Below are 23,977 nucleotides of genomic sequence, written 5' to 3' on the forward strand. Positions count from 1 at the left end.
ATCGGCTTGGCAGCAAAGCAGTATATCGTCGAGTCTATCTGGCTTACGCCAAACATCAAACTTGTTGAGAACCTTGAGAAAGGTGGTTGGCTTAAGTTCACCTGCGCGGTGGATATTAGAATGCTGCTCGCACACTAACAACGCAAGATCTCTGAACTCATTGGGCACTCTGACTCTCTCACACAGCTTCTTAATGATCTTCAAACCTGTGTGGCAATGCATTTTGTGGCTTGGCCATTCGCTTTCTGGCGTGACGCCTTTACCTAAATCATGCACTTGAGCAGCAAAGCGTACTGGTAACGATGGGCTTAATAGCGCTGCTTGTTGAGCAACCATCAGCGTGTGAATCCCGGTGTCGATTTCAGGGTGCCACTTTTCAGGTTGAGGGACGCCAAATAGAGCGTCAATCTCAGGTAATACGACTGCCAATGCACCACACTCTTTCAATACAGAGAGGAACACTTCAGGGTGCGGCGTACTAAGAGACTTATGCCACTCTTGCCAAACTCGCTCTGCAGTGAGGTGTGCCAGCTCACCAGATTGAACGATCTCACTCATCATATCCATGGTTTCAGGTGCAACCGTGAAGTTAAGATGGTGAAGCTTGGCGGCGAAGCGAGCCACACGCAGCACACGAAGAGGGTCTTCAACAAAAGCGTCTGAAACATGTCTTAAGATACGATCTGAGAGATCTTTCTGACCATGGTAAGGATCGTGAAGTTGGCCTTTATCATCTTGAGCGATAGCGTTGATGGTCAGATCTCGACGCATCAGATCTTCTTCCAAACTCACGTCTGGAGCGAAGTAGCACTCAAAGCCAGTGTAACCGGAACCGGATTTTCTCTCAGTGCGAGCCAGTGCGTGCTCTTCTTTGGTTTTTGGGTGCAAGAATACGGGGAAATCTTTTCCCACAGCAGTAAAGCCAAGGTTTTCCATCTGTTGAGGGGTACTCCCTACCACGACCCAGTCTCTATCATAACTATCAATATTGAGCAGCTTATCGCGCACTGCTCCACCGACTAGATAGCGTTGTAGCCCGTTGTCTTTTGGTAGGCTATCGTAAATTTGCAACTTATCACCTCGAAATGTTTTATCACTGCTGGACTTTACTGCAAGCAATGGTACTTTCCATTAATCGTAATTATAGGGCAGCACATGTATAAGGAATATTTTGGCTTCGTTGAGATGCCATTTTCGATTGTACCAAATTCTCGCTACTTGTTTTTGAGTCAGCGCCATCAAGAAGCGATGCAGAACCTACAAGCCGGTTTAGGCGAGGGTGGGGGCTTTGCGATGCTTACTGGTGAGGTTGGTACAGGGAAAACAACGGTCGCTAAGGCGATGTTGTCTTCATTGGATAGTCATACTCAGGCTGGCCTTATACTTAACCCTACGTTTTCAAATACGGATTTACTTGAAGCTATCTGCGATGAGTTTGAGGTCGAGTACCCAGAACAGGCATCGTTGAAACAGCTCAGTCAGGCTATTCATTATTTTCTACTTGATAGCCATGCCGAAGGCATTCAAACCCTATTGGTAATAGATGAAGCCCAACACCTCGCTGCCGATGTGTTGGAGCAGCTACGCCTGCTAACAAACTTGGAAACCGACAGTCGTAAGTTGTTAAAAGTACTGTTGGTCGGCCAACCTGAATTGCAACAGCACTTACAAACTACGCAGCTACGTCAGCTAGCGCAGCGCATTACTGGTCGTTATCACTTACTGCCTCTTAATACTGAGGAAACGGGCAAGTACATCGCGTTTCGTTTGGAGACGGCGGGTGGCGAGCAAATGTTGTTTTCGAACCGTTCTATCAAGCTGATTGCTCAATATACGCATGGTATTCCAAGGCTCATTAACTTGGTGTGCGACAAAGCACTGCAGTTGGCTTTTCATGATGGAGAGCAGCTACCGAGCAATGAAACGGTTAACCGAGCATGTCAGCAGGTTATGTCCTTTCAGGCCGATGTGTATCACGTCGAGAAACCTCGAACTTCTCGTGTTGCGCCCAAGTTATTCCAATACGCAGGGATTGCGACGTTAAGCGTTGGTCTTGCAATTGCGACCTTTAATTTCGCTCCAAGCTATATCAATTCATGGCTATCTGCCGAAACTTCAGGTGAAGTGAAGACTGAAGTGTTAGCACGCACTCAGCGTTCTTTAGTATCAGATGTTCCTAAGCTGGTTGCTGAACCAAAACCTGCCAAATTTGAATTGCCACAACACATTCAACAACATTTGATGCAGGGGACCAATCGTTCTCTTGCTATCAAAGACTTGTATACGCTGTGGGGATATCAATCTTCACTGCGTGATGGCTTGTGCTTAAGTGAGCCACAAAGTGTCTTTGTATGCGAGCAGCAACAGGCCAATTTGGATACATTGTTAGAACTAGGCGTGCCTGTGGTACTTAATCTCGACATAGACCAAAAGCCAGTGTTTGCTGTGCTGTATGGCGTGTCTGAGGATTCTGTCGAGTTACTGGTGAATGAAAAGCTGTTGGTGATGCCGAAGCAATCCTTAGAGCAAATCTGGCAAGGCGATTATGTCGCTATTTGGAAACAGCCGCTGCGAGAGACCCTTAAAGAGGGCTATCAAGGTGAAGCGGTTGCTTTGCTTGATCTACTGCTTTCTGAAGTATTAGGAGAGGTTGTTTCCGGCAGTGATGTATTTGATTATGAGTTAAAAATGAAAATCGAAGCATTTCAAACGTGGCAGGGTATGTCGGTTGATGGCATCGCTGGTAAGCGCACCTTGGCAAGACTGCAGAGATTAGCTCAACTCGATTCGCCTAAGCTGATGTCACTAGAAGGGGGCGAAAGCTAATGTCACGTATTATGCACGAACTTAAACACTCCTCTGGAAAACAGTCGTCTATTAATCAGCACTCTCTTAGCAAACCAAGCTTCAAAGGCTACCAGAATCATCATGTTCCTAATTCAGCAAAAGTGATGAGCAACAAACGAGGTTCATCGTTAGCAATGGGATTGCTCTTAATCTTGGTTCCTTCTTTGTTGGTGGGTGGCGTTCTGGCTTATCAATCGTATAGCAGCCAACAACAAGAAGCCGTGAACAAAGCTGCCAATGTATCTCTGCTAGAATCAACGACTCAATCAAACGTTGATCTTGAAATTGCGGATGCTGATATAGCAAGCACCGATGCCGTGTCTGAGGTAGAAGATGCGTTGTTCGCCGTTCGTCCTGCACCGGCGAGCCAACCGTTGAAAGCGCTGCCAAGGCAAGAGATGTATGCACAGATTGATTATGGGGCTAATAGTGCAAACACCGCTGGTGGCTCAGCGGTGATCTTCGCGAATGCTGATAACAACACTCAAATGACAGCCAGTTCTGAGCCGTCACTTGTTCAACCAAGCGCGAGCGATGAAACGACTGATCGGCAATCAAGCACTGATCAGCAAGCAAATAGTGACTTACAATCTGACAGTGATCTGCTGCAAGGGCTAGACCTCAGTGAGTTGCCTCCTGATTTGGCATTGAAGCTTGAATCCATTATGGGTGAGCAACAAAGCGCTCCTGAGCCGATGGACTCTAGACCCGCAGGGCAAAGAGGTTCTCAGGTCATTGAGTTGGAAACGCACACCAATAGCTTATCAGGTGTATTACCTAAGTTAGACCTACAAACCCATATGTACTCGAGTAGCGAAACCAAGCGTTGGGTAAAAGTGAACGGTCAAGAAGTGGCGCAAGGAGATTGGATTGGACAAGACATTCAATTACTGGAGATTAAGCCACAATCGGTGATCATAGAGTTCAATCAGCAGAAGATAGAAATCCCGGCTCTGTACGAGTGGAAAGGCTAGCGAGCTCTAAAGGCATCTAGATAACAGACAAATAAAAAGGAGCACCTCGGTGCTCCTTTTTGATATTCGATACTGAATTTACTGTACCTGATACAAGCGTTACGTCTACGCCCAACCGTTTGGTGATTTTCTGCGACGAGGCATGATGTGTGGCAGAACAAGGCCGAGAAGTAGACCAATACCCGCAACACCACCGCCATACATGAAGTACTTCAATAGAAGGTCGTCTTTTTGAGTGTCTAGCTTAGCGCGCAGTTCACGGTTCTCTGTTTGAGAGCTCGTTAGCTGTTGGCTAATTTCACTGTAGTTCTGTTCTAGTTCAGCGATCTGCTTGTTACGAGAATCTAGAGAGCTTGCTAGGCCAGCTTTTTCGCTGTCAGCACTCTGACGAGCATTCGCTAGCTTACCTTTAACTTCCGTCAGCTCTTTCTCTAGCTTAGGCATACGCAGTGCCATGCTTTCTTGAGTGCTTACAAACTTGCTTTCAACCCAACCTTTACGGCCACGGTTGTCTTGAATCTGGGTGTAACCCGTACTCTTGTTAGTTTGTAGGAATGTAATCTTTTCACCAGCATCAACACTACCGATGATACGGAATGTGTTGTTTGGGCCAGAATGCATATAAGTAAATAGTTTGTCAGCAATATAACGGTCTTGTGCAAAGGCAGCTGGAGCCGCAAGCATTGCGAACAAAACTAAGCTAATCAGTTTTTTCACAGTAAATCCCTTAACGATTCAAATTGGGTAGGCGTATGAGTCAGCCTCAATCAGCAAATAATATTTAGTTTCTTTATGCGGTGCAACAAAGAAGGGAGGCAAAGCCTCCCTTTCTGTGCGTTTGAGTCAATAATGACATGGCATTTACATATCGCTACTGAAGCTCACACTGTTCTGACGCTAGTATTCACTAACGCAGTTGCGATTACATAGTAAACGCAGCTTGAATTCCGTAGAAGAACACAACAGCTAGTAGAGCACCAGCTGGCAATGTCACAATCCAAGAAGCCACGATATTACGTACAACGCCTAAGTTTAGTGCTGCGATACCACGTGCAAAACCAACACCTAATACTGCACCAACGAGTGTTTGTGTAGTAGAGATTGGAAGGCCAGTACCTGAAGCTAGTACAACTGTACATGCAGTTGCAAGTTGTGCAGCAAAGCCACGGCTTGGTGTTAGTTCTGTAATACCAGTACCAACGGTTGCCATTACTTTATGACCCATTGTTGCAAGACCAACAACGATACCGAAACCACCTAGAGGAAGAATCCACCATGCGATAGTACTCTTACCTGTGATTTCACCCATGTGCTCAACGGTTGATACAACAGCAGACAGTGGACCAATCGCGTTCGCAACGTCGTTTGAACCGTGTGCAAATGCCATCGCACAAGCTGTGATAACCATAAGTACGCTGAAGATACCTTCAACACCTGCAAAGCCGTGGTCTTCTTCGCGGTTAGCGAATTTCTTCTGGATGTATAGGTAACCGCCGATCATAACAAGCGCAGAAACGCCTGCAGCCCAAACCCATGCTTCAGTGTTGCTTAGGTGCAGACCAACGTGCTTAAGACCTTTCTTGATGGTTACAAGTGCAATTACCATTGTTGTAATGAACATGTATACCGGTACAAAGCGTTTCGCGTTAAATAGCGGGTTCTCTGTATCAAAAATCAGTCGTTGAGCACTTACAAATATGACGTAAGCGAAGAAGCCGGAAATAACGGGTGTGATAATCCAACTGCCCACAATACCTTGAACACTGTTCCAGTCTACAGCTTCAGTACCTACAGAAATACACGCAAAACCGATGATTGCACCGATGATTGAGTGAGTCGTAGAAACAGGCCAGCCCATGTAAGAAGCGAGAAGTAGCCATGTACCAGCAGCAAGAAGTGCTGACATCATGCCGTACACAAGTACATCAGGTTGATGAGCGAATAGAGACGTTTCGATAACACCTTTACGGATCGTGTCTGTTACTTCGCCGCCCGCAAGGTAAGCACCTGCGAATTCAAAGATCATTGCGATAATGATCGCTTGTTTAACGGTTAGAGCTTTAGAGCCTACTGAGGTGCCCATTGCGTTCGCAACGTCATTTGCACCAATACCAATAGCCATCAAGAAACCGAAAGCTGCTGCAACAATAATCAGGACAGTGCCGTAGTTAGCAAGGATATCCATCGTAATACCTAGTTGTTTGATAACAAGCGGAACAAATTTAGACGCAAAAAACCGCTCAGCGAGAGAAATACTCAGCGCATAAGTGGTTTGTTCAAAAAATGCTCTTCGTTATATGGTTAACGTATGATTTAAGATCGAGAAAGCATTACTTCAAGACGAGCGCCTACACGCTGTGCTTGATCTGCAATACCACCAACCCATTCAAGAATTTTGTATAAGAACATGATATCAACTGGATTCAGATCGCCTTCAATTGCCATTAGTTGTTGGCGTAGTTCGATCTGCATCGCATCCGTGTCATCTTCAATTACATCTAATTGATGAATCATTTCGGCAACGAGTGTTACTTCACGGCCTTTAAAGCCAGTTTCAAGTAATTCGTCTAATTCATTGATTACGTTTTGTGCTTGGTTCGCTGCATCTAGACAACGTTTAACGTAAGCGATGAAGTTTTCTTGCATTGGAGCAGGAATGACAAGTTGACGACCATACACACGGCCAGCAATGTCTTTCGCTAGGTTTGCGAGTTTGTCTTGTTGCGTTAATAGCTCCAACATATCGGTGCGATCAACTGGCATAAACAAACCACGAGGAAGTTTAAGGCGAATTTCACGTTTTAGTACGTCAGCTTCTTTCTCAAGGTGAGAAATTTGAGCTCGAATTTCTGATGCTTTTTCCCAGTCACCTTTTGAAGAAACTTCAAAGAAATTAACTAGGTGAGAACAACATTCGTTCACGCATACTACGTGACGCTGCAAAGGTTTAATTGGGGACTTTGCAAATAACCCCATAATTGTATTTACTGGCATGGTCATCCAACCTAATAAATAATAACCTTAAAACAACATACACCATATTCATGGTGAAATGTTAAGCGATGGCTACAAAGTCGCGCATGTTAACCTAATCAATCTCTCATTAAAACTGTTTTAGATCATCATAAGGGCGATATTTCTGACTTGCCGACTTTTCAAATTGGCAATATCCTGTCCCTATCTTCACAGAAAGGTATAACTATGGAAACCGAGATAGAACTGAAGTTTTTTGTTTCTCCTGAATTTTCAGAGACTTTACGCAATAAAATTGCTGAAACTAAAGTACTTCAGCACAGTTGTCGTGAGCTAGGTAACATCTACTTTGACACCGCTGACAACTGGCTACGTAAGCACGATACAGGCTTACGCATTCGACGCTTTGATGACGTATTTGTACAAACCGTAAAGACTGCTGGTCGTGTGGTTGCTGGCCTGCATCAAAGGCCTGAATACAATGCAGAACACGACAGCAACGAACCTAAGCTAGCCCTGCATCCAGAGGATATCTGGCCAGCGGGTAAAGACATCGAAACGCTGCAAGCTGAGCTGACTCCTCTGTTCTCTACTAACTTCACGCGTGAGCAGTGGTTGATTGGTATGCCTGATGGTAGCCAAGTCGAGGTCGCATTCGATCAAGGCTTTGTTGAATCAGGCGACCTGCAAGAACCGATTTGCGAAGTTGAATTGGAACTTAAATCCGGTCAGACGGATGCACTATTTACATTGTCTCGCCAATTCTGCGAACAAGGTGGTATGCGTTTGGGTAACCTAAGCAAAGCAGCTAAGGGTTACCGCCTTGCCCAAGGTTATCAAGGAGATGAAGTCACTCCTTTGACCTTAGTTGATACTGACAAAAGTGATACCGTTGAATCGTGTTTCATTCAATCTTTAGAGCATGCTCTCGCTCATTGGCACTATCACGAGCAGATTTTCACTGAGCGCCAATCGATTGAAGCGCTACATGAGATCAGTCATTCACTGAGCTTTATCCGCCAGACTTTCACCATTTATGGTGGCATTGTCCCTAGACGTGCGAGTGCTATTTTACGTCAAGAGTTGAAGTGGCTTGAGCAAGAGCTCGACTGGCTGAAAAGCTATGATCACTTCGAAGACTTGCTGGAAGATAAAGGACACGTGCTGCGTAAACTCGATGCGCGTAAGTTCTTAGTCGCTGAGCTTAAAGAGATGCAAGAGCAACTGCCTGATCGTGAAGATCTGCTTACCTTGTTGAGCTCTGCTCGTTACACCGGTTTATTGTTAGATTTGAGCCGTTGGATCTTGTCTCGTGGCTGGCAGCCTTTCTTAGATGAGAAAGCGCGTGAGCAAATGGGTCGTGGTATCGAATGGTTTTCTGTGCAGCAACTCGATCGCACATGGGCAGACTTGATGGAAGCTTTCCCGCCAGAGCGAGTGATGACCAGCCAAGCGTATATTGAGCAGCAATACCGTTTGATGCGTAATCTGTATTCTGGTGTTGGTTTCGCGAGTTTATATGATGACGCTGAGCGAAACAGCTTTCGCTTGCCATGGGCCGATATGGTGCAAGGCATTGATGACTTGCTGGCACTTAAAACATTAGAGCCTTTGACTGAGAAGTTGGAAGGCGATGAGAAGGTTCAGCTAGAGCGTTGGTTGGCTCGTCAAGAAGTGTCCATTCTGCATGCGATGGAACAGACACGCCAAATCAGTGTTGAGGTTGAGCCATACTGGCAAGACTAAGCTCGATACCTGTATCAATATAAGTATGAATTTGAAAATAGGGCTCCGGCCCTATTTTTTTGTTTGTTGCTCAAGTTTTTCGAGTCGCTCTAAGATCTTCTGTTGCTGCTCGATGATCTTCTCAAGGTGTTTCTCTTTGTTTTCCGCTCGTTGATTCTCATGGTGAGTTGGGGAGGTGATCAAAGAAGTCATCAAGCCTGAAATCATACCAAACACACCGACACCGCAAATGATCACCAGAGACGCGACTAATTTTCCTGAGCTCGTGACTGGATAATGATCGCCATATCCCACCGTACTGATAGTAACGAAAGCCCACCATAAAGCATCTTGCCCAGTGGTGATGTTGGCATTGGGATCTTTGTGCTCTAACAGCAATATTGTTCCAGCTCCAATGGTCAGGAGAATGACCAGTAACAATATAATTGAGGCGAGGGTGGTTTCTTTGCGATTGCGGAATAGCTCTCTGAAAACACGTTTCCCCGAGCGAAGCACAAGAATGACACGCAGGATCTGAAAAATGCGAGCGAAACGAAGAGGCTCGATCATTGGGATGCTTGCTAAGAAATCGATCCAGTGTATTTTTAGATATTCTTTTTTGTTTTGTGATCTGAATAGATCAATTGTGAGCTGAAAAAGAAAAACACTACAGATTATAAAATCGAGGCCGATAAGGACTTGTTTCGATTCTTTATCGATCGGTACGAACAATAAGCCTGAGATCACAAATAACGCTAAGAAAGAGAGAATCAGTGACAATAAGCTCATCGGCTTGGTAGCGTCTTTGGTATTATTCAACATTCATACGAGGCTCAAAATAAATCGCGAACTTTGACTGACATAGCCACCTCGCGGATATAGAAGCCATCAATATATAAGAATTAATGGAGAACTGACAATGACTAAACTGTCATTCAAGCCGTGGGAAAGGATAATCTCTGACGTTCGTCTCGTTCCAAAAATGGTCATGTTGATGATATTCAGCACTATCTTGATCATTTCGAAGCAGCTATGGGACGCAAGTACGTTTTACGATTCATTGCTTGCTGTAACTAACAATGCGCAAGTCGCACAACAGCATTACGAGACTTACCTAGTTCAAGTGGCTTGGCAAACAGCCTTAATGATCATTGTGTTTGTGGTTCTTCTATTAGCAGCGGCGCGCGTTATGCTGCGCCAGACTCAATACCTTAATGACGCCATTAAAACCATGGCAGACAAGAACTTATCAGTGTCGATTCAAATGGACTGTAAAGATGAATACGGCGATGTGGCACGTGAACTTGAAAAAACTCGCGTTCAACTGAACGATATGATCAAAACTCAGGTGGCCTCTTCTGATGAGCTGTTTGCTCTGACGGAAGTGATGACCATCAGCATGTCTGAAACCAAAGAGTCAGCTCAAGAAGAGTTCAACGAGATCGATCAACTGGCAACAGCAATGAGTGAGATGACGTCTACGGTACAAACTGTTGCTGAGCACGCACAAAGCGCTTCGTCATTGACTGAGCAGGCATCAGGCCAAGCTCTTACTGGCCAGAAGTTCGTTCAAGGGTCAGTGTCTAAGATGAGTGAGCTATCTTCAGATATCGCAGCATCTGCAGCCGCGGTAAACCAAGTAGAAGAGCGCGTTGACTCAATTGGTAGTGTGGTTGGTACTATCCAAGGCATTTCAGAACAAACAAACCTATTAGCATTGAACGCTGCGATTGAAGCGGCACGTGCAGGTGAAGCAGGTCGTGGTTTTGCGGTTGTTGCCGACGAGGTTCGTAACCTTGCGCAGCGTACTCAGCAAGCAACGGTAGAGATTCAAGACATGATCAGTCATCTACAAAGCAGCGCTAATTCTGCGGTAGAGCTGATGGAGAAGAGTGTTGTAGAAGCGGCGGAAGGCGTTGATCTGGTAACCAATGCAGGAACAGAGCTTGATGGCATCGTAAGCCAAGTCAATCAAATCAATGATATGAACTTCCAAATCGCAACGGCTGCAGGCCAACAGAGCAGTGTTGCTGAAGAGATGAGTGTTAACCTAACCAATGTTCGCGAGCTTGTTGAAGCTTCTGTGGTAGTGGTTGGTGAGCTGTTAGAGACTTCTCAGCTGATGGAAAGCAACGCGCAAGAACTCGACGGTAAGATTAAGCAATTTAAGGTTTAGTCCTCAGCACCTAATCTTCATCCGTCAAAGGCTTATTCCCAGAGACTGTTTCTCGGTTGTAAGCTCAACCAGATAAGTTAACCGATAAAACGCCCACATTGCTAATGTGGGCGTTTTTTATTGGCGTAACTTTGGTATAACTTACCTTTAGTTATGAAAACTCGTTATTGAAGAACTGAATCGATAAACCGATTGTTCGGCGCGCAGCTTACACAAGGAAGAAACATGCCATTGCCTTCTCAACTCATCACTCACTCCCAGTCTGCTTTTGAGCAATTATTAGAGCATCAAAGTGAAGCCATCAATACTTGGTCTGAGCCACTGACTGAAGATCTTAAACGTGTACTTGGTTTAAGCGGTTTTATTGGTGATTGCCTGCAGCGTGATACGGCTTTATGTGGTGACTTACCTGATATGTTGGCATGTGAAGAGCGTGCTGAAGGGTACCGAGAGCGACTGGCTGAATTACTTTCTGGTTGCGCCGATGAAATGAGCGGCCAGCGCGTGCTGCGTCAATTCCGCAATCGAGAAATGACCTACATTGCTTGGCGTGATTTCATGGGTTCGTGGGAGCTAGAGCAGAGCCTAAATCATCTATCGATGTTGGCTGAGGCGATGATCTTCGAGACCTATCAATGGCAGTACGATATTTGTTGTAAAGAGTGGGGCACACCTTGTAATGAGCAAGGTGAAGTACAACCTATGCTGATCATTGGTATGGGCAAGCTAGGGGGCAGTGAGCTTAACTTCTCTTCCGATATCGATCTGATCTTCACCTACCCAGAGAATGGCGAAACCCAAGGTGCAAGACGCAGCATTGCCAACGCACAATTTTTCACGCGTTTGGGGCAACGTATTATCAAGGCGCTTGATCAGCAAACCTTTGATGGATTCTGCTATCGAGTCGACATGCGCCTGCGCCCGTTTGGTGAGAGTGGTCCACTTGTGATGAGCTATGCCGCACTTGAAGACTATTACCAAGAGCAGGGGCGCGATTGGGAACGCTACGCTATGGTTAAAGCGCGTGTGATGGGCAGTGAGATGTATCCGGAGTATCAAGAGCTTCGCCAAATGTTACGTCCGTTTGTGTTCCGCCGTTATATTGATTTTAGTGCGATTCAATCTCTGCGCCGAATGAAGTCTATGATCAGCAGCGAAGTACGTCGTCGTGGTCTCTCGAACAACATCAAGCTTGGTTCTGGTGGTATTCGCGAAGTGGAATTTATCGCTCAAGTTTTCCAATTGATTCGTGGTGGACGCGAGCCTAGCTTACGCGGTCGAGGGTTACTCGAAACCTTAAGTGCGATTGAATCCCTTCATCTGCTAGAGTCTGAAGAGGTGGGGCACCTACGTGAAGCTTATCTGTTTTTGCGTCGCCTTGAGAACCTGTTACAAGCCATGGCTGATAAGCAAACTCAAACCTTACCTGACGGTGAATTCGAACAATTGCAGCTTGCGGTTGCCATGCAATTTTCCGATTGGGATAGCTTGATTGTGGCAACTCGCGCCCATATGGCGAATGTACATACCGTGTTCGAAGACCTAATTGGCGTTGATGAAGATGACGCTAATCCGATCGCGAGTCATTTTAGCGAACTGTGGGATATGGCCCATAAACCAGACGTGATTGAACATGTTCTGGAGCATGATATTGCGGTCGCTAGCCCACCCGAAGCGGCAAAAACGATTATTCAGTTTAAAGCCGACTTAGCTAAGAAGACTCTTGGTCCACGCGGGCGTGAAGTCCTCAATCGACTGATGCCAAAAGTCTTTCAAGCGCTGTACACCGCTAAGGATGCCGAGTTTGGTTTGTCGCGAGTACTGCATCTGCTGCATAAAATCGTTACGCGTACCACTTACCTTGAGCTGCTAGATGAACACCCTGCAGCGTTGACTCAGTTAGTTCGTTTATGTACGGCAAGTCCGATGATCTCGGAGCAGTTGGGTCGTTATCCAATCCTGTTAGATGAACTTATCGACCCTCAACAACTTTACAATCCAGTGCCTTTAGAGTCTTACAAGACCGAGTTGCGTGATTACCTAGCCCGTATCCCTGAAGATGATATGGAGCAACAGATGGAAGGCCTGCGTCAGTTTAAGCAGACCTGTATTTTGAGAATTGCAGCCGCGGATATAGCGGGTGCTCTACCTGTCATGAAGGTCAGTGATCATTTGACCTACTTAGCCGAAGCGATAGTTGAGGCGGGGGTCAATCAAGCTTGGTTACAAGTATCCGCCAAGTTTGGTGAACCGACCCATGTCAAAGATCGAGAAGGCCGAGGTTTTGCTGTTGTCGGTTACGGCAAAGTTGGTGGGTGGGAGCTTGGTTACAACTCAGATCTCGATATTGTGTTTATGCACGACTGCCCAGTACACATCTATACTGATGGTAAGAAAGAGATCGATGGACGCCAATTTTATCTAAGGTTGGCACAGCGTATTATTCATATTTTCTCGACCAGAACTGCTTCTGGCATTTTGTACGAAGTTGACACTCGCCTACGCCCTTCGGGTGCATCTGGCCTGTTGGTGAGTCCAACCGATGCCTTTGACGAGTATCAGCACAATGACGCGTGGACTTGGGAACACCAAGCCTTGACTCGCGCTCGCATGATTTATGGTGATGAGTTATTGGCTTCGGCATTTAACAAAACACGTCATGAGGTTCTGTGCTTAGCGCGTGATGAGGCAACACTCAAAAAGTCCGTTGTGGATATGCGTGAAAAAATGCGCGGCCATTTGGGCGGTAAAAAAGCTGATCGATTCATGCTCAAACAAGATGCGGGTGGTATTACCGATATTGAATTCTTGGCGCAATATTTAGTGCTTCGACACAGTAATGAGAAGCCAAAGCTTACTCGTTGGTGTGATAATGTACGAATCTTCGAAAGCTTGTTGTCACAAGGAATTATGGACGAACAGCAAGGCATGGCATTAACCCATGCTTATACAACATTAAGAGATGAAATCCACCACCGTAATCTACTCAATCTTGATGCGGATGTGGCGATTGAAAAGTTTGAAATGGAAAGAGAACATGTTGTTCAGGCATGGAAGCAGTGGATGGAAGCATAATCCAGTCACACAGTAGTGACTGATGTGTCTATCTTGATAGGCTTTTACTCATTTATCTATAGTTTAGCCTCTGTAATCAGTGTGCTAGACTCTAGCCAGATTCGATTTTTGGAGATCCATAATGAAACCAATTCTACCTGACTACAACCAATCAGGCGTTCTTGTTGTCGGTGACGTAATGCTTGACCGTTACTGGTATGGCCCAACTGGCCGTATTTCACCAGAAGCACCTGTGCCCGTTGTAAAAGTAGAAAATAACGAAGAGCGTCCTGGTGGTGCAGCCAACGTAGCAATGAATATTGCTTCTCTTGGTGGCCATGCTCATATCGTTGGTTTAACCGGTAAAGATGAGCCTGCTGAGGTGTTAAAAAATACCTTAGGCGCACTAAAGGTTAAATGTGATTTCGTTGAGTTAGAAGATTACCCAACCATTACTAAACTGCGAGTGATGAGCCGTGGTCAGCAGCTAATTCGCCTTGATTTTGAAGATAAATTTGAGAATACGGATCCTGAGCTTGTTTTATCTCGTATGGAGCAAGCGCTTCCAAATGTGCGCTCGGTAATTCTATCTGATTACGCAAAAGGTGCGTTGGAGCACGTGCAGAGCTTTATCCAAAAAGCGCGCGCAGCAAAAGTTCCTGTGTTTATCGACCCGAAAGGCGCAGACTTTGAACGCTACCGTGGAGCAACGTTGCTTACACCAAACATGGCTGAGTTCGAGTTGGTGGCTGGCAAAGTAAAATCTGAAGAAGAAATGATCGAAAAAGGACTCGCACTGATCGAAGAGTTTGATTTTGAAGCATTGCTAGTGACTCGTAGTGAACATGGTATGACACTACTTCGCAAAGGTTTAGAACCATTCCATTTGCCGACTCAAGCGAAAGAAGTGTATGACGTGACGGGGGCCGGCGATACGGTTATCTCGGTACTGGCAGCTTCCGTTGCTGCTGGTAAGCCACTGGATGAGGCGTGTGCACTGGCGAACGCTGCTGCGGGTGTGGTAGTAGGTAAGCTTGGTACATCTACACTGTCTACGATTGAGTTAGCGGAAGCGATTCACGGTAGTCAAGACACAGACTACGGTGTTATCTCTGAAGCGGCACTGGTTGAAGCGGTGAAGCGTGCTCGTGCGAAAGGCGAGAAGGTAGTTATGACCAATGGCTGCTTTGATATTCTGCATGCTGGTCATGTTTCTTACATGAATCACGCGGCTGAGCTGGGCGATCGTTTGATCGTTGCGGTGAATACGGACGAATCAGTGAAACGCTTGAAAGGCCCTGGTCGCCCTGTGAACCCAACTGATCGTCGTATGGCGGTATTGGCTGGCTTAGGTGCGGTTGATTGGGTTGTACCATTCTCTGAAGATACACCTCAACGTTTAATCTCTGAAGTATTGCCAAGTATTCTTGTGAAAGGTGGTGATTACAAGCCTGAAGATATCGCTGGTGGTGCGGAAGTGATTGCTGCTGGTGGTGAAGTGAAAGTACTTAACTTTGAAGATGGTTGCTCTACCACTGAAATCATTAAAGCGATTAAAGGTGGTCGAGGCTAACTCTTAGCCTTCTCGTTTTCTAGTCTCAAGGCTTAACTTTGAGTTAGGCTGAGGATTAGCTTTTAACCGATAATAAAAATGCCGCTCAATGAGCGGCATTTTTGTAACGGTAACTTGAGTAATTAAGAGTTACTTACTTGCTACTTTTAGACCTGCGTTTACATCAACAATGTCTTGTTCGCTTAGCGTACCAACCGCTTGACGAAGCTGAAGTACACTTAGGATGTAGTTGTAACGAGCATCTGAAAGGTTTTTGTTCGCATCATAAAGACGACGAGTCGAATCTAGTACGTCAACGATAGTACGAGTACCTACATCAAAACCAGCTTCTGTTGCTTCTAAAGCAGACTGAGCAGACACTACAGACTGTTCGTAAGCGCGTAGAGCACCGATCGAAGCACTGATGTTGTTGTTGAATGCACGTACGTCTTTTACAACGCTACGGTAAGTCGCTTCTAGGTCTTCACTTGCTGCAACGTAGTTGTATTCAGCCTGTTTAGTCAAAGAAGTTGTGCTACCACCCGTGTAAAGAGGAACGTTTAAGTTAATGCCAACATTGAAGTCGTTTGTTGTACCGTCGGAAGTTGCACTTGAACCAATATCAGTATAATCATACCCACCATCAAGTGTTAAAGATGGTAAATGGCCTGAACTCTGAAGGGAAATATTGTCTTTTGCGATATCTTGTGAGATACGTGCAGCCAATAAGCTAAGGTTCTTCTGTTCTGCTTGTTCAACAAGTGCAACTGCAGATTCAGAAGATTTGCTTGCTGAGAAACGATCAGTATCTAGGATGCTTAGGTTAGAGTGTTCCTGACCTGTAATCTCGCGTAGACCTTCGTAGCTATTCGTTAGGTCGTTCTCTGCAAGAACTTCATCAGCCAAAACGCCATCGTACTGAGCTTGCGCATCGTGTACATCGGTGATTGCTGAAAGACCCACTTCAAAACGCTGTTTAGTTTGTTCTAGTTGACGAGCAACTGCTGCTTTTTCTGCACGAACAAACTCTAGGTTATCTTGAGCTCGAAGCACTTCGAAGTATGCTGTCGCAACACGAAGGATCAAGGCTTGTTGTTCTGCCGCGTACGCTGAATCAGATTGACGAGCAGTTTTCTCTGCCGTGTCTAGAGTGATCCAAGAAGAGCGTTGGTAAAGCTCTTGAGAAAAGCTAATACCAGCAGTTAATGCATTTCTATCGTTGTCGTTTGTAGGACCAGCATCAAGATCAGTCTCTCCACGAGTTAAATTGTATCCCGCAGTTAGGTTGATTTGCGGTAACAAAGAGCTACGGCTTGACGTTACTGCTTCAAAAGCGGCATCGCGCTGCGCTGCTGAACGAAGAAGTTGTGGATCGTTCTGTTTTGCTTGGTCGTAAACTTCAGCTAGCGTATCAGCAAAAGCTGACGAACTCAGGCTGCCAATTGCTGCACTGATAAATAGTGGAAGCAGTTTTTTCATTTTCCTATTCCTGCCTTTTATGGAATTTTCTTTAAAAGAGTTTAACCCAGTTTGGTGGTAATTTACTCGAAACTTTGCACTTTTTTACAGTTAACTGTCCACTTGTGCAATATTTATTTTTTAAAACTTAACTTTAATTATAAATTTTATATAAAAAGTTGAACCTTATCCTTGGTAGTTAACTCGGACAATGAGTAAACTATAAAGATCACTTAGTGAGGTACCAAATGCAACAGTATGACAATCAACGACATGAGTTTACTCCGCAAGATGTGGAAATAGTCTCAAAAGAGACGCTGTTTCGTGGTTTTTTCAAAATGGTTAAGTACACATTTAAACATAGACTGTTTGAGGGAGGCTGGAGCCAACCAATAGAGCGTGAGATGTTTGAGCGTGGACATGCTGCCGCTTTGCTACCTTATGATCCTGTGCGTGATGAAGTTGTGATCGTTGAACAGATCCGTGTCGGTGCCCTAGAGCATGAGAACCCATGGCAATACGAAATTGTTGCTGGGATCATTGATACTGATGAATCACCACAAGATGTCGCTCGTCGTGAGGCGATGGAAGAAGCCGGAGTCGAAGTCGGATCTGTGTTGCCTATTACTTCGTATTACCCTTCATCTGGTGGTTGCTCTGAAAAGCTCGACGTCTTTGTTGGCTGTGTTGATGCAACGACAGCCAAAGGGGTACACGGGTTGGACTACGAAGGTGAAGACATTCGTGTACAAGTGATGAGTCGCGAAGCTGCTTATCAGTTGGTAAAAGATGGTGTATTTGAAAATGGAGCCACAATCATTGCGCTACAGTGGCTACAATTGAACTACCAAGAATTACAGTCAGAGTGGATAGATTAACGTCATGCCAAATATCGCGGTCAAAAAACCGTATCATGTTGATCTTGCTGAATTGATGCGAGTTTACGAGACTAACTATGCCAAACTGAACGCTTTGTTACCGGTTGGGCATGAGGTTGGTGACGTTCGCTGTTACCAAGCCGTTAATATGGTGTATCAATTGACAGTGAATGAGGTCACAAAATACACCACATTAATAGATATATGTCAGAGTGACGCGATGCCAGTGTTTCCTTTGCCAAAAATGTCTGTCAGGCTATATCACGACGCTCGAGTTGCAGAAGTGTGCGCTAGCGGGGATTTTTCGCGAGTCAAAGCGAAATATGACTATCCCAACACTAAGCTTCTGCAAAAGGACGAGAAATTTCAATTGAATAAATTTCTTGGGGAATGGTTAACGTTTTGTTTAAAAACTGGTATCAGCCGAACCCCAATTGCCTTTTAATTGAGCCTATTTATCAACACTTTTAAAGTCTAAACAGTAACGTATCTGGATTTGTTATTTTGGAATTATCACACACTTCAAAATTTGATGAGAGCACTATTAAGCTTGTGCAGCTAACGGACACGCATTTATTTGCGCCGAGCAATGGCAGCTTATTAAGCATCAACACTCAAGATAGCTTTCGTGCTGTAGTCGATGGCATTGTTAGTCAGGGCTTTGACTATCAAGCGATTTTAGCAACCGGTGATATCTCTCAAGATCACAGTGCTGAGTCGTACCAGAAATTTGAGTCAGGGATTCAACCTTTGGAAAAGCCATGTTATTGGCTGCCAGGGAACCATGACTTTAAGCCTAATATGGGCAGTGTTTTACCATCACCACAAATACAGTGTGTTGAGCATGTCTTGCTAGGCGATAACTGGCAGATGGTGATGCTAGACTCGCAGGTGGTAGGTGTGCCTCATGGTCGCCTCAGCGATCAACAGCTTGATCTGTTAGAACAAAAGCTGACGGAGTTCCCTGAACGTAATACCTTGGTTCTATTGCACCACCATCCATTGTTGGTTGGCAGCGCATGGTTGGATCAACATAACCTAAAAGACGCCGATCAATTTTGGGATGTGGTTCAACAGCACACCAATGTTAAAGCGGTACTTTGTGGTCATGTTCATCAAGACATGAACCGAGATCATCATGGTGTACAAGTCATGGCAACCCCATCGACTTGTGTGCAATTCAAACCTAACTCAGATGACTTCGCGGTTGATACTTTGTCTCCGGGTTGGAGAGAGATTGAATTACATCAAGACGGTACCGTTAGCACGCAAGTTCGTCGTTTGCCTCATGGGCAGTTCTTGCCTGATTTTAAGGCTGCTGGTTACTAATGAAGGTGGTTATTGATGCCAGGCTCTAATCAACAAGCTAATAAGCCATCACTACTTCTCTATATTCATGGGTTTAACAGCTCATCACGTTCTCATAAAGCGAATGTGATGGCAGATTACTGTGCGAAGCATCGCGCTGATATTAAAGTTGTAACCCCTCAACTGCCGAGTTTCCCCCAGCAAGCGGCACTTCATTTACAGCAGCTGGTGGAGCAATACAAAGAGCAATATCAAATAGCGTTGGTCGGTAGCTCGCTGGGTGGCTATCTTTCAACATGGTTGAATAGCCACTATGGTTTTAAAGCGGTGGTTGTAAACCCTGTAGTGAAGCCTTATGAGCTTCTTGCTGACTATTTAGGTGAACAAGTAAACCCATACACAGATGAACGATATGTACTGGAAACAAAGCATATTGATGAACTGAAGGCGTTAGAGGTTTCGGCTATCGCTAAGCCGAGCGACTTCTGGTTACTTCAGCAAACGGAAGACGAAGTTCTGGATTACCGACAAGCGGTAGAGAAGTACCAAGGTGCAACACAGACAGTAGAAGAGGGCGGGGATCATAGCTTTGTTGATTTTGAACGCTACCCACAACAAATCATCACCTTTCTAAATCTTTAATCTGTTCCACCAACCAAGTGATTTTCTCTTGTTTGCCTGTTATTTCATCTATCAATGGTGAAATATCATAGTTTGATGTCTTAGTTTTTGAACTAGCTTGACATCATTACTCAGCTTCCAGACTATATTCCCCAATACTTCGCTCGTTCGCTCTACTATGACGGTTCATAGTAATGATTCTGCTTTAGTGAAACTGGAGCCAGCGAACTGACGCAAACTTTTTGAGTAAACTCCGTATTATGACTGAACAATATAATGCAAAAGACCTCGAGGTACTTGAAGGTCTCGATCCTGTGCGACACCGCCCGGGAATGTATACCGAGACAGAAAGACCTAACCACCTTGCCCAAGAAGTCATTGATAACTCGGTCGATGAAGCACTAGCGGGACACGCTAAGAAGATCAAAGTGGTACTTCATGCAGACCAATCGTTAGAAGTTACCGATGACGGCCGTGGTATGCCTGTCGATATTCACCCTGAAAAAGGGATCTCAGGTGTTGAGCTGATTTTAACTAAGCTCCACTCTGGCGGTAAATTCTCGAATAACAACTATAAGTTCTCTGGTGGTCTGCACGGTGTAGGTATCTCGGTTGTAAACGCGCTGTCAAAACGTGTTGAAGTGACCGTACGCCGAGAAGGTCAAGTTCACGAGATCGCACTTGAAGGCGGTCATGCCGTAACAGAACTTACTGTAACGGGCACTTGTGGTCATCGTAACAGCGGTACATCAGTACATTTCTGGCCTGATCCTAAGTACTTCGATAGCCCTAAATTTTCGACACTTCGTCTGATTAACAACCTACGTGCAAAAGCAGTGCTTTGCCCAGGTTTAGAAATTACCTTTATAGACAAAGTCGGTGGTGAAGAGCATAAATGGTTCTATGAAGATGGTCTAAAAGACTACCTTGCCGAAGGCGTGAAAGGTTACACCTTGCTGCCTGAAGAACCGTATGTTGGCGAATTTGTTGCTGAAACAGAAATGGCAAACTGGGCGATCATCTGGCAGCCAGAAGGCGGCGACATGATCACCGAAAGTTACGTGAACTTAGTACCGACTAAACAAGGTGGTACACACGTAAACGGTCTTCGCCAAGGTCTTCTTGATGCAATGCGTGAGTTCTGTGAATTCCGTAACCTTCTGCCGCGTGGCGTTAAGCTAACGGGCGACGATATCTTCGATCGCTGTTCGTACGTACTATCGGTGAAGATGCAAGATCCGCAGTTTGCTGGTCAAACAAAAGAGCGCTTGTCTTCCCGTCAAACTGCTGCGTTTGTATCTGGTGTGGTAAAAGATGCGTTTAGCCTGTGGTTGAACGAAAAGCCACAACTGGCAGAACAGCTAGCAGAAGCTTGTATTGCTAATGCACACCGCCGTATGCGCGCAAGCAAAAAGGTTGTGCGTAAGAAAATCGCTTCAGGCCCAGCACTGCCGGGTAAGCTAACTGACTGTTCAGTTCAAGATTTAAGCCGTACCGAAATCTTCTTCGTGGAAGGGGACTCGGCGGGTGGTTCTGCTAAACAAGCACGTGACCGTGAGTTTCAAGCGGTGATGCCACTTCGCGGTAAGATCCTAAATACATGGGAAGTGTCAGCAGACCAAGTATTGGCTTCGCAAGAAGTGCACGACATCTCGGTAGCTCTGGGTATCGACCCAGATAACGATGATTTATCAGGCCTGCGTTACGGTAAGATCTGTATCCTTGCCGATGCGGACTCGGATGGTCTTCATATCGCGACACTGCTATGTGCATTGTTTACCCGCCATTTCCATGCATTAGTTGAAGCGGGTCATATCTATGTGGCAATGCCTCCTCTGTATCGTATCGATTGCGGTAAAGAAGTGTTCTACGCACTTGATGACGCAGAGAAAGACGGTGTGCTTGAGCGACTATCGCAGAAGAAAGCAAAGATCAACGTGCAACGATTCAAAGGTCTGGGTGAAATGAACCCACTTCAGTTGCGTGAAACCACCATGGATCCAAACACTCGTCGCCTTGTTCAGTTAACGATTGATGACAGCGAAGCAACCAACGAGATGATGGACATGCTGCTTGGTAAGAAACGAGCAGATGATCGCCGTACGTGGCTACAGACTAACGGTGATATGGCCGAGGTATAATGGATGTCTAACGAAATTACATATGATGGCGTTGAACAGCTGCCAATGCGCAAGTTCACCGAAGATGCCTACTTAAATTACTCAATGTACGTGATCATGGATCGTGCATTGCCGTATATCGGTGATGGCTTGAAGCCAGTACAGCGTCGTATTATCTACGCGATGTCTGAGCTAGGCTTATCGGCTGCATCGAAATACAAAAAATCAGCACGTACCGTTGGTGACGTATTAGGTAAGTATCACCCACACGGTGACTCTGCTTGTTACGAAGCGATGGTATTGATGGCGCAGCCTTTCTCTTACCGCTACCCATTGGTCGATGGTCAAGGTAACTGGGGTGCTCCGGATGACCCGAAATCGTTCGCTGCGATGCGTTATACCGAAGCGAAATTATCTAAGTTTGCTGAGGTTCTTCTAGGTGAATTAGGTCAAGGCACTGTTGACTGGCAACCAAACTTTGATGGCACCATGAAAGAGCCTCAAATGTTGCCAGCTCGTCTGCCTCATATTCTGCTTAACGGTATCACTGGTATCGCGGTAGGTATGGCGACCGATATTCCACCACACAACGTGCGTGAAGTCGCTAATGCAGCCATTCACCTAATTGATACGCCTAAGTCTGAGCTTTCAGACGTGATGGGTTTCATTCAAGGTCCAGATTACCCGACAGAAGCTGAGATTATCTCTCCGAAATCGGACATCGAAAAGATCTACCGTACTGGACGTGGCAGCATCAAGATGCGCGCGGTTTGGCACAAGGAAGGCTCTGATATTGTTATCACGGCTTTACCTCATCAAGTGTCAGGTGCGAAGTTACTTGAGCAAATCGCTAACCAGATGCGCGCTAAGAAGCTGCCAATGGTTGACGACTTGCGTGATGAATCTGATCACGAGAACCCAACGCGTATCGTTGTTGTTCCTCGTTCTAATCGTATCGACTGTGACCAATTGATGAGTCACCTGTTCGCGTCGACGGATCTAGAGAAAAACTTCCGCGTTAACTTGAACATGATTGGTTTAGATAACCGTCCTCAAGTTAAAGGCTTAGTTCAAATCCTGAAAGAGTGGATTGAGTTCCGTCGTACAACGGTTCGCCGTCGTTTGCAGTACCGTTTAGATAAAGTATTGGCACGTTTGCACATCTTAGAAGGTTTGCTTGCTGCTTATCTTAATATCGATGAAGTGATTGAGATCATTCGTACAGAAGACGAACCATGTCCTGTCCTAATGAGCCGTTTCAATATCTCTGAAATTCAAGCCAATGCGATTCTTGATATTAAACTTCGTAACTTAGCTAAGTTAGAAGAGTTTAAGATTCGAGCTGAGCAAGAAGAGCTTGAAGCTGAACGTGAAAAGCTTGAAAAGCTACTCGGTTCAGAGCGTCGCTTGAATACGCTGATCAAAAAAGAAATCCAAGCAGATGCGGATAAATACGGCGATGATCGTCGTTCACCTCTGATTGAGCGTGCTGAAGCGAAAGCGCTAACAGAGCGCGACTTAGTACCAAGCGAACCAATCACGGTTGTGTTGTCTGAGAAAGGTTGGATTCGTCATGCCAAAGGGCATGAAGTGGGCGCTGAAGGCTTGAACTACAAATCGGGTGATAAGTTCTTAGCGAGTGCTAAGGGTAAGAGTAACCAGCAAGCGGTGTTCCTCGGCAGTGATGGCCGAAGCTACTCCCTTGAGTCACATTCACTACCGTCGGCGCGAAGCCAAGGTGAGCCAATTACAGGCCGCTTGAACGTCAGCCCGGGTACTTCTATTCGCCAAGTGGTGATGGGAGAGAATGAACAATTATGGTTAGTCGGTTCTGATGCAGGTTATGGCTTTGTTTGTAAGGGTAGCGATCTGCTGTCTAAGAACAAGAGCGGTAAAGCCTTGGTTAACTTGCCACAAGCTTCTGAAGTGATGATGCCAAGCCCTATTGCTGACTTGGACAGTAACCAGATTCTGGCGATTACTAACCAAGGCCGTATGTTGTTGTTCCCGATTAAAGATCTACCTCAGCTGAGCAAAGGTAAAGGCAACAAGATCATCAACATCCCTTCTGCGAAAGCAAAAGAGCGTGAAGAGTTTGTCTCGCATCTTATGGCTATCCCAGAGAATGCGACGCTGACTATCTACGCCGGTAAACGTAAGCTTGGTTTGAAACCTGCGGATCTTGAAAACTTCCGTGGTGAACGTGGTCGTCGTGGTGGCCTACTGCCTAGAGGACTACAGCGAGTGACGCGCATCGATATCGAAGAGCAAAGTGAATCGTAGAGATACTT

18 protein-coding genes are annotated in these 23,977 nt (G+C 45.6%); 12 read left to right on the forward strand and 6 right to left on the reverse strand.

The features are described from left to right. A partial coding sequence (locus IQQ51_RS08660; RefSeq protein WP_228012749.1) for a multifunctional CCA addition/repair protein occupies nucleotides 1–1,119 on the reverse strand: 1,119 nt, incomplete at its 3' end. Nucleotides 1,120–1,155: 36 nt separating this feature from the next. On the opposite strand from IQQ51_RS08660, the gene IQQ51_RS08665 reads away from it, so the two are divergent. Both IQQ51_RS08665 and IQQ51_RS08670 read left to right on the forward strand, forming a co-directional pair. Further along, entirely contained in the window at nucleotides 1,156–2,826 is a 1,671-nt protein-coding gene (locus IQQ51_RS08665; protein ID WP_193840837.1) for an ExeA family protein, read from the forward strand. Next, nucleotides 2,826–3,821, forward strand: a complete 996-nt coding sequence (locus tag IQQ51_RS08670; protein ID WP_193840838.1) for a general secretion pathway protein GspB — start codon at nucleotides 2,826–2,828, stop codon at nucleotides 3,819–3,821. The genes IQQ51_RS08665 and IQQ51_RS08670 overlap by 1 nt, the downstream gene beginning before the upstream one ends. 105 nt (nucleotides 3,822–3,926) lie before the next feature. Here the strand turns inward: IQQ51_RS08670 and IQQ51_RS08675 are convergent, their stop codons facing one another. From IQQ51_RS08675 to IQQ51_RS08685, 3 genes are all read right to left on the reverse strand, one after another. Then, nucleotides 3,927–4,538: a TIGR04211 family SH3 domain-containing protein gene (locus tag IQQ51_RS08675; protein WP_017062917.1), complete on the reverse strand. Its 612-nt coding sequence runs from the start codon at nucleotides 4,536–4,538 to the stop codon at nucleotides 3,927–3,929. A 205-nt stretch (nucleotides 4,539–4,743) separates the two neighbouring features. Next, nucleotides 4,744–6,006 (reverse strand): inorganic phosphate transporter, encoded by a 1,263-nt coding sequence (locus tag IQQ51_RS08680; protein ID WP_017061418.1) that lies wholly within the window; start codon nucleotides 6,004–6,006, stop codon nucleotides 4,744–4,746. A 128-nt stretch (nucleotides 6,007–6,134) separates the two neighbouring features. Beyond that, a complete protein-coding gene (locus IQQ51_RS08685; RefSeq protein WP_010434644.1) occupies nucleotides 6,135–6,815 on the reverse strand; it encodes a TIGR00153 family protein in 681 nt (226 codons plus the stop codon). A gap of 207 nt (nucleotides 6,816–7,022) precedes the next feature. On the opposite strand from IQQ51_RS08685, the gene IQQ51_RS08690 reads away from it, so the two are divergent. Next, the gene (locus tag IQQ51_RS08690; protein ID WP_017102953.1) at nucleotides 7,023–8,540 is read left to right on the forward strand and encodes an inorganic triphosphatase; all 1,518 of its coding nucleotides are present in this window, start codon (nucleotides 7,023–7,025) and stop codon (nucleotides 8,538–8,540) included. Between the two features lie 51 nt (nucleotides 8,541–8,591). Here the strand turns inward: IQQ51_RS08690 and IQQ51_RS08695 are convergent, their stop codons facing one another. Beyond that, nucleotides 8,592–9,341: a potassium channel family protein gene (locus IQQ51_RS08695; protein ID WP_193840839.1), complete on the reverse strand. Its 750-nt coding sequence runs from the start codon at nucleotides 9,339–9,341 to the stop codon at nucleotides 8,592–8,594. A 97-nt stretch (nucleotides 9,342–9,438) separates the two neighbouring features. On the opposite strand from IQQ51_RS08695, the gene IQQ51_RS08700 reads away from it, so the two are divergent. From IQQ51_RS08700 to hldE, 3 genes are all read left to right on the forward strand, one after another. Further along, on the forward strand, nucleotides 9,439–10,695 hold the full coding sequence (locus IQQ51_RS08700) for a methyl-accepting chemotaxis protein (RefSeq protein WP_193840840.1): 1,257 nt from the start codon (nucleotides 9,439–9,441) through the stop codon (nucleotides 10,693–10,695). Between the two features lie 225 nt (nucleotides 10,696–10,920). After that, entirely contained in the window at nucleotides 10,921–13,770 is a 2,850-nt protein-coding gene (gene glnE, locus IQQ51_RS08705; RefSeq protein ID WP_193840841.1) for a bifunctional [glutamate--ammonia ligase]-adenylyl-L-tyrosine phosphorylase/[glutamate--ammonia-ligase] adenylyltransferase, read from the forward strand. A 121-nt stretch (nucleotides 13,771–13,891) separates the two neighbouring features. Next, entirely contained in the window at nucleotides 13,892–15,322 is a 1,431-nt protein-coding gene (gene hldE / locus IQQ51_RS08710; RefSeq protein ID WP_193840842.1) for a bifunctional D-glycero-beta-D-manno-heptose-7-phosphate kinase/D-glycero-beta-D-manno-heptose 1-phosphate adenylyltransferase HldE, read from the forward strand. A gap of 129 nt (nucleotides 15,323–15,451) precedes the next feature. Here the strand turns inward: hldE and tolC are convergent, their stop codons facing one another. Continuing rightward, on the reverse strand, nucleotides 15,452–16,780 hold the full coding sequence (tolC, locus tag IQQ51_RS08715) for an outer membrane channel protein TolC (protein WP_048614922.1): 1,329 nt from the start codon (nucleotides 16,778–16,780) through the stop codon (nucleotides 15,452–15,454). A gap of 227 nt (nucleotides 16,781–17,007) precedes the next feature. On the opposite strand from tolC, the gene nudF reads away from it, so the two are divergent. The 6 genes from nudF (at nucleotide 17,008) to parC (ending at nucleotide 23,969) form a co-directional block, all read left to right on the forward strand. Further along, nucleotides 17,008–17,637, forward strand: a complete 630-nt coding sequence (nudF, locus tag IQQ51_RS08720) for an ADP-ribose diphosphatase (RefSeq protein ID WP_017061425.1) — start codon at nucleotides 17,008–17,010, stop codon at nucleotides 17,635–17,637. 4 nt (nucleotides 17,638–17,641) lie between these two features. Continuing rightward, on the forward strand, nucleotides 17,642–18,082 hold the full coding sequence (locus IQQ51_RS08725; RefSeq protein WP_008222561.1) for a DUF1249 family protein: 441 nt from the start codon (nucleotides 17,642–17,644) through the stop codon (nucleotides 18,080–18,082). Between the two features lie 59 nt (nucleotides 18,083–18,141). Next, the gene (cpdA, locus tag IQQ51_RS08730; protein WP_017061426.1) at nucleotides 18,142–18,966 is read left to right on the forward strand and encodes a 3',5'-cyclic-AMP phosphodiesterase; all 825 of its coding nucleotides are present in this window, start codon (nucleotides 18,142–18,144) and stop codon (nucleotides 18,964–18,966) included. Between the two features lie 15 nt (nucleotides 18,967–18,981). Beyond that, nucleotides 18,982–19,587: an esterase YqiA gene (gene yqiA / locus IQQ51_RS08735; protein WP_193840843.1), complete on the forward strand. Its 606-nt coding sequence runs from the start codon at nucleotides 18,982–18,984 to the stop codon at nucleotides 19,585–19,587. Nucleotides 19,588–19,826: 239 nt separating this feature from the next. Continuing rightward, the gene (parE, locus tag IQQ51_RS08740; protein WP_017061428.1) at nucleotides 19,827–21,707 is read left to right on the forward strand and encodes a DNA topoisomerase IV subunit B; all 1,881 of its coding nucleotides are present in this window, start codon (nucleotides 19,827–19,829) and stop codon (nucleotides 21,705–21,707) included. 3 nt (nucleotides 21,708–21,710) lie between these two features. Continuing rightward, nucleotides 21,711–23,969 carry a DNA topoisomerase IV subunit A gene (gene parC / locus IQQ51_RS08745; RefSeq protein ID WP_193840844.1) on the forward strand — a complete coding sequence of 753 codons (2,259 nt, stop codon included), beginning with the start codon at nucleotides 21,711–21,713 and terminating at the stop codon, nucleotides 23,967–23,969. Nucleotides 23,970–23,977 lie beyond the last annotated feature (8 nt).

The sequence above is a fragment of the Vibrio sp. OPT18 genome (assembly GCF_015163615.1).
GTDB classification, from domain to species: Bacteria; Pseudomonadota; Gammaproteobacteria; order Enterobacterales; family Vibrionaceae; genus Vibrio; species Vibrio coralliirubri.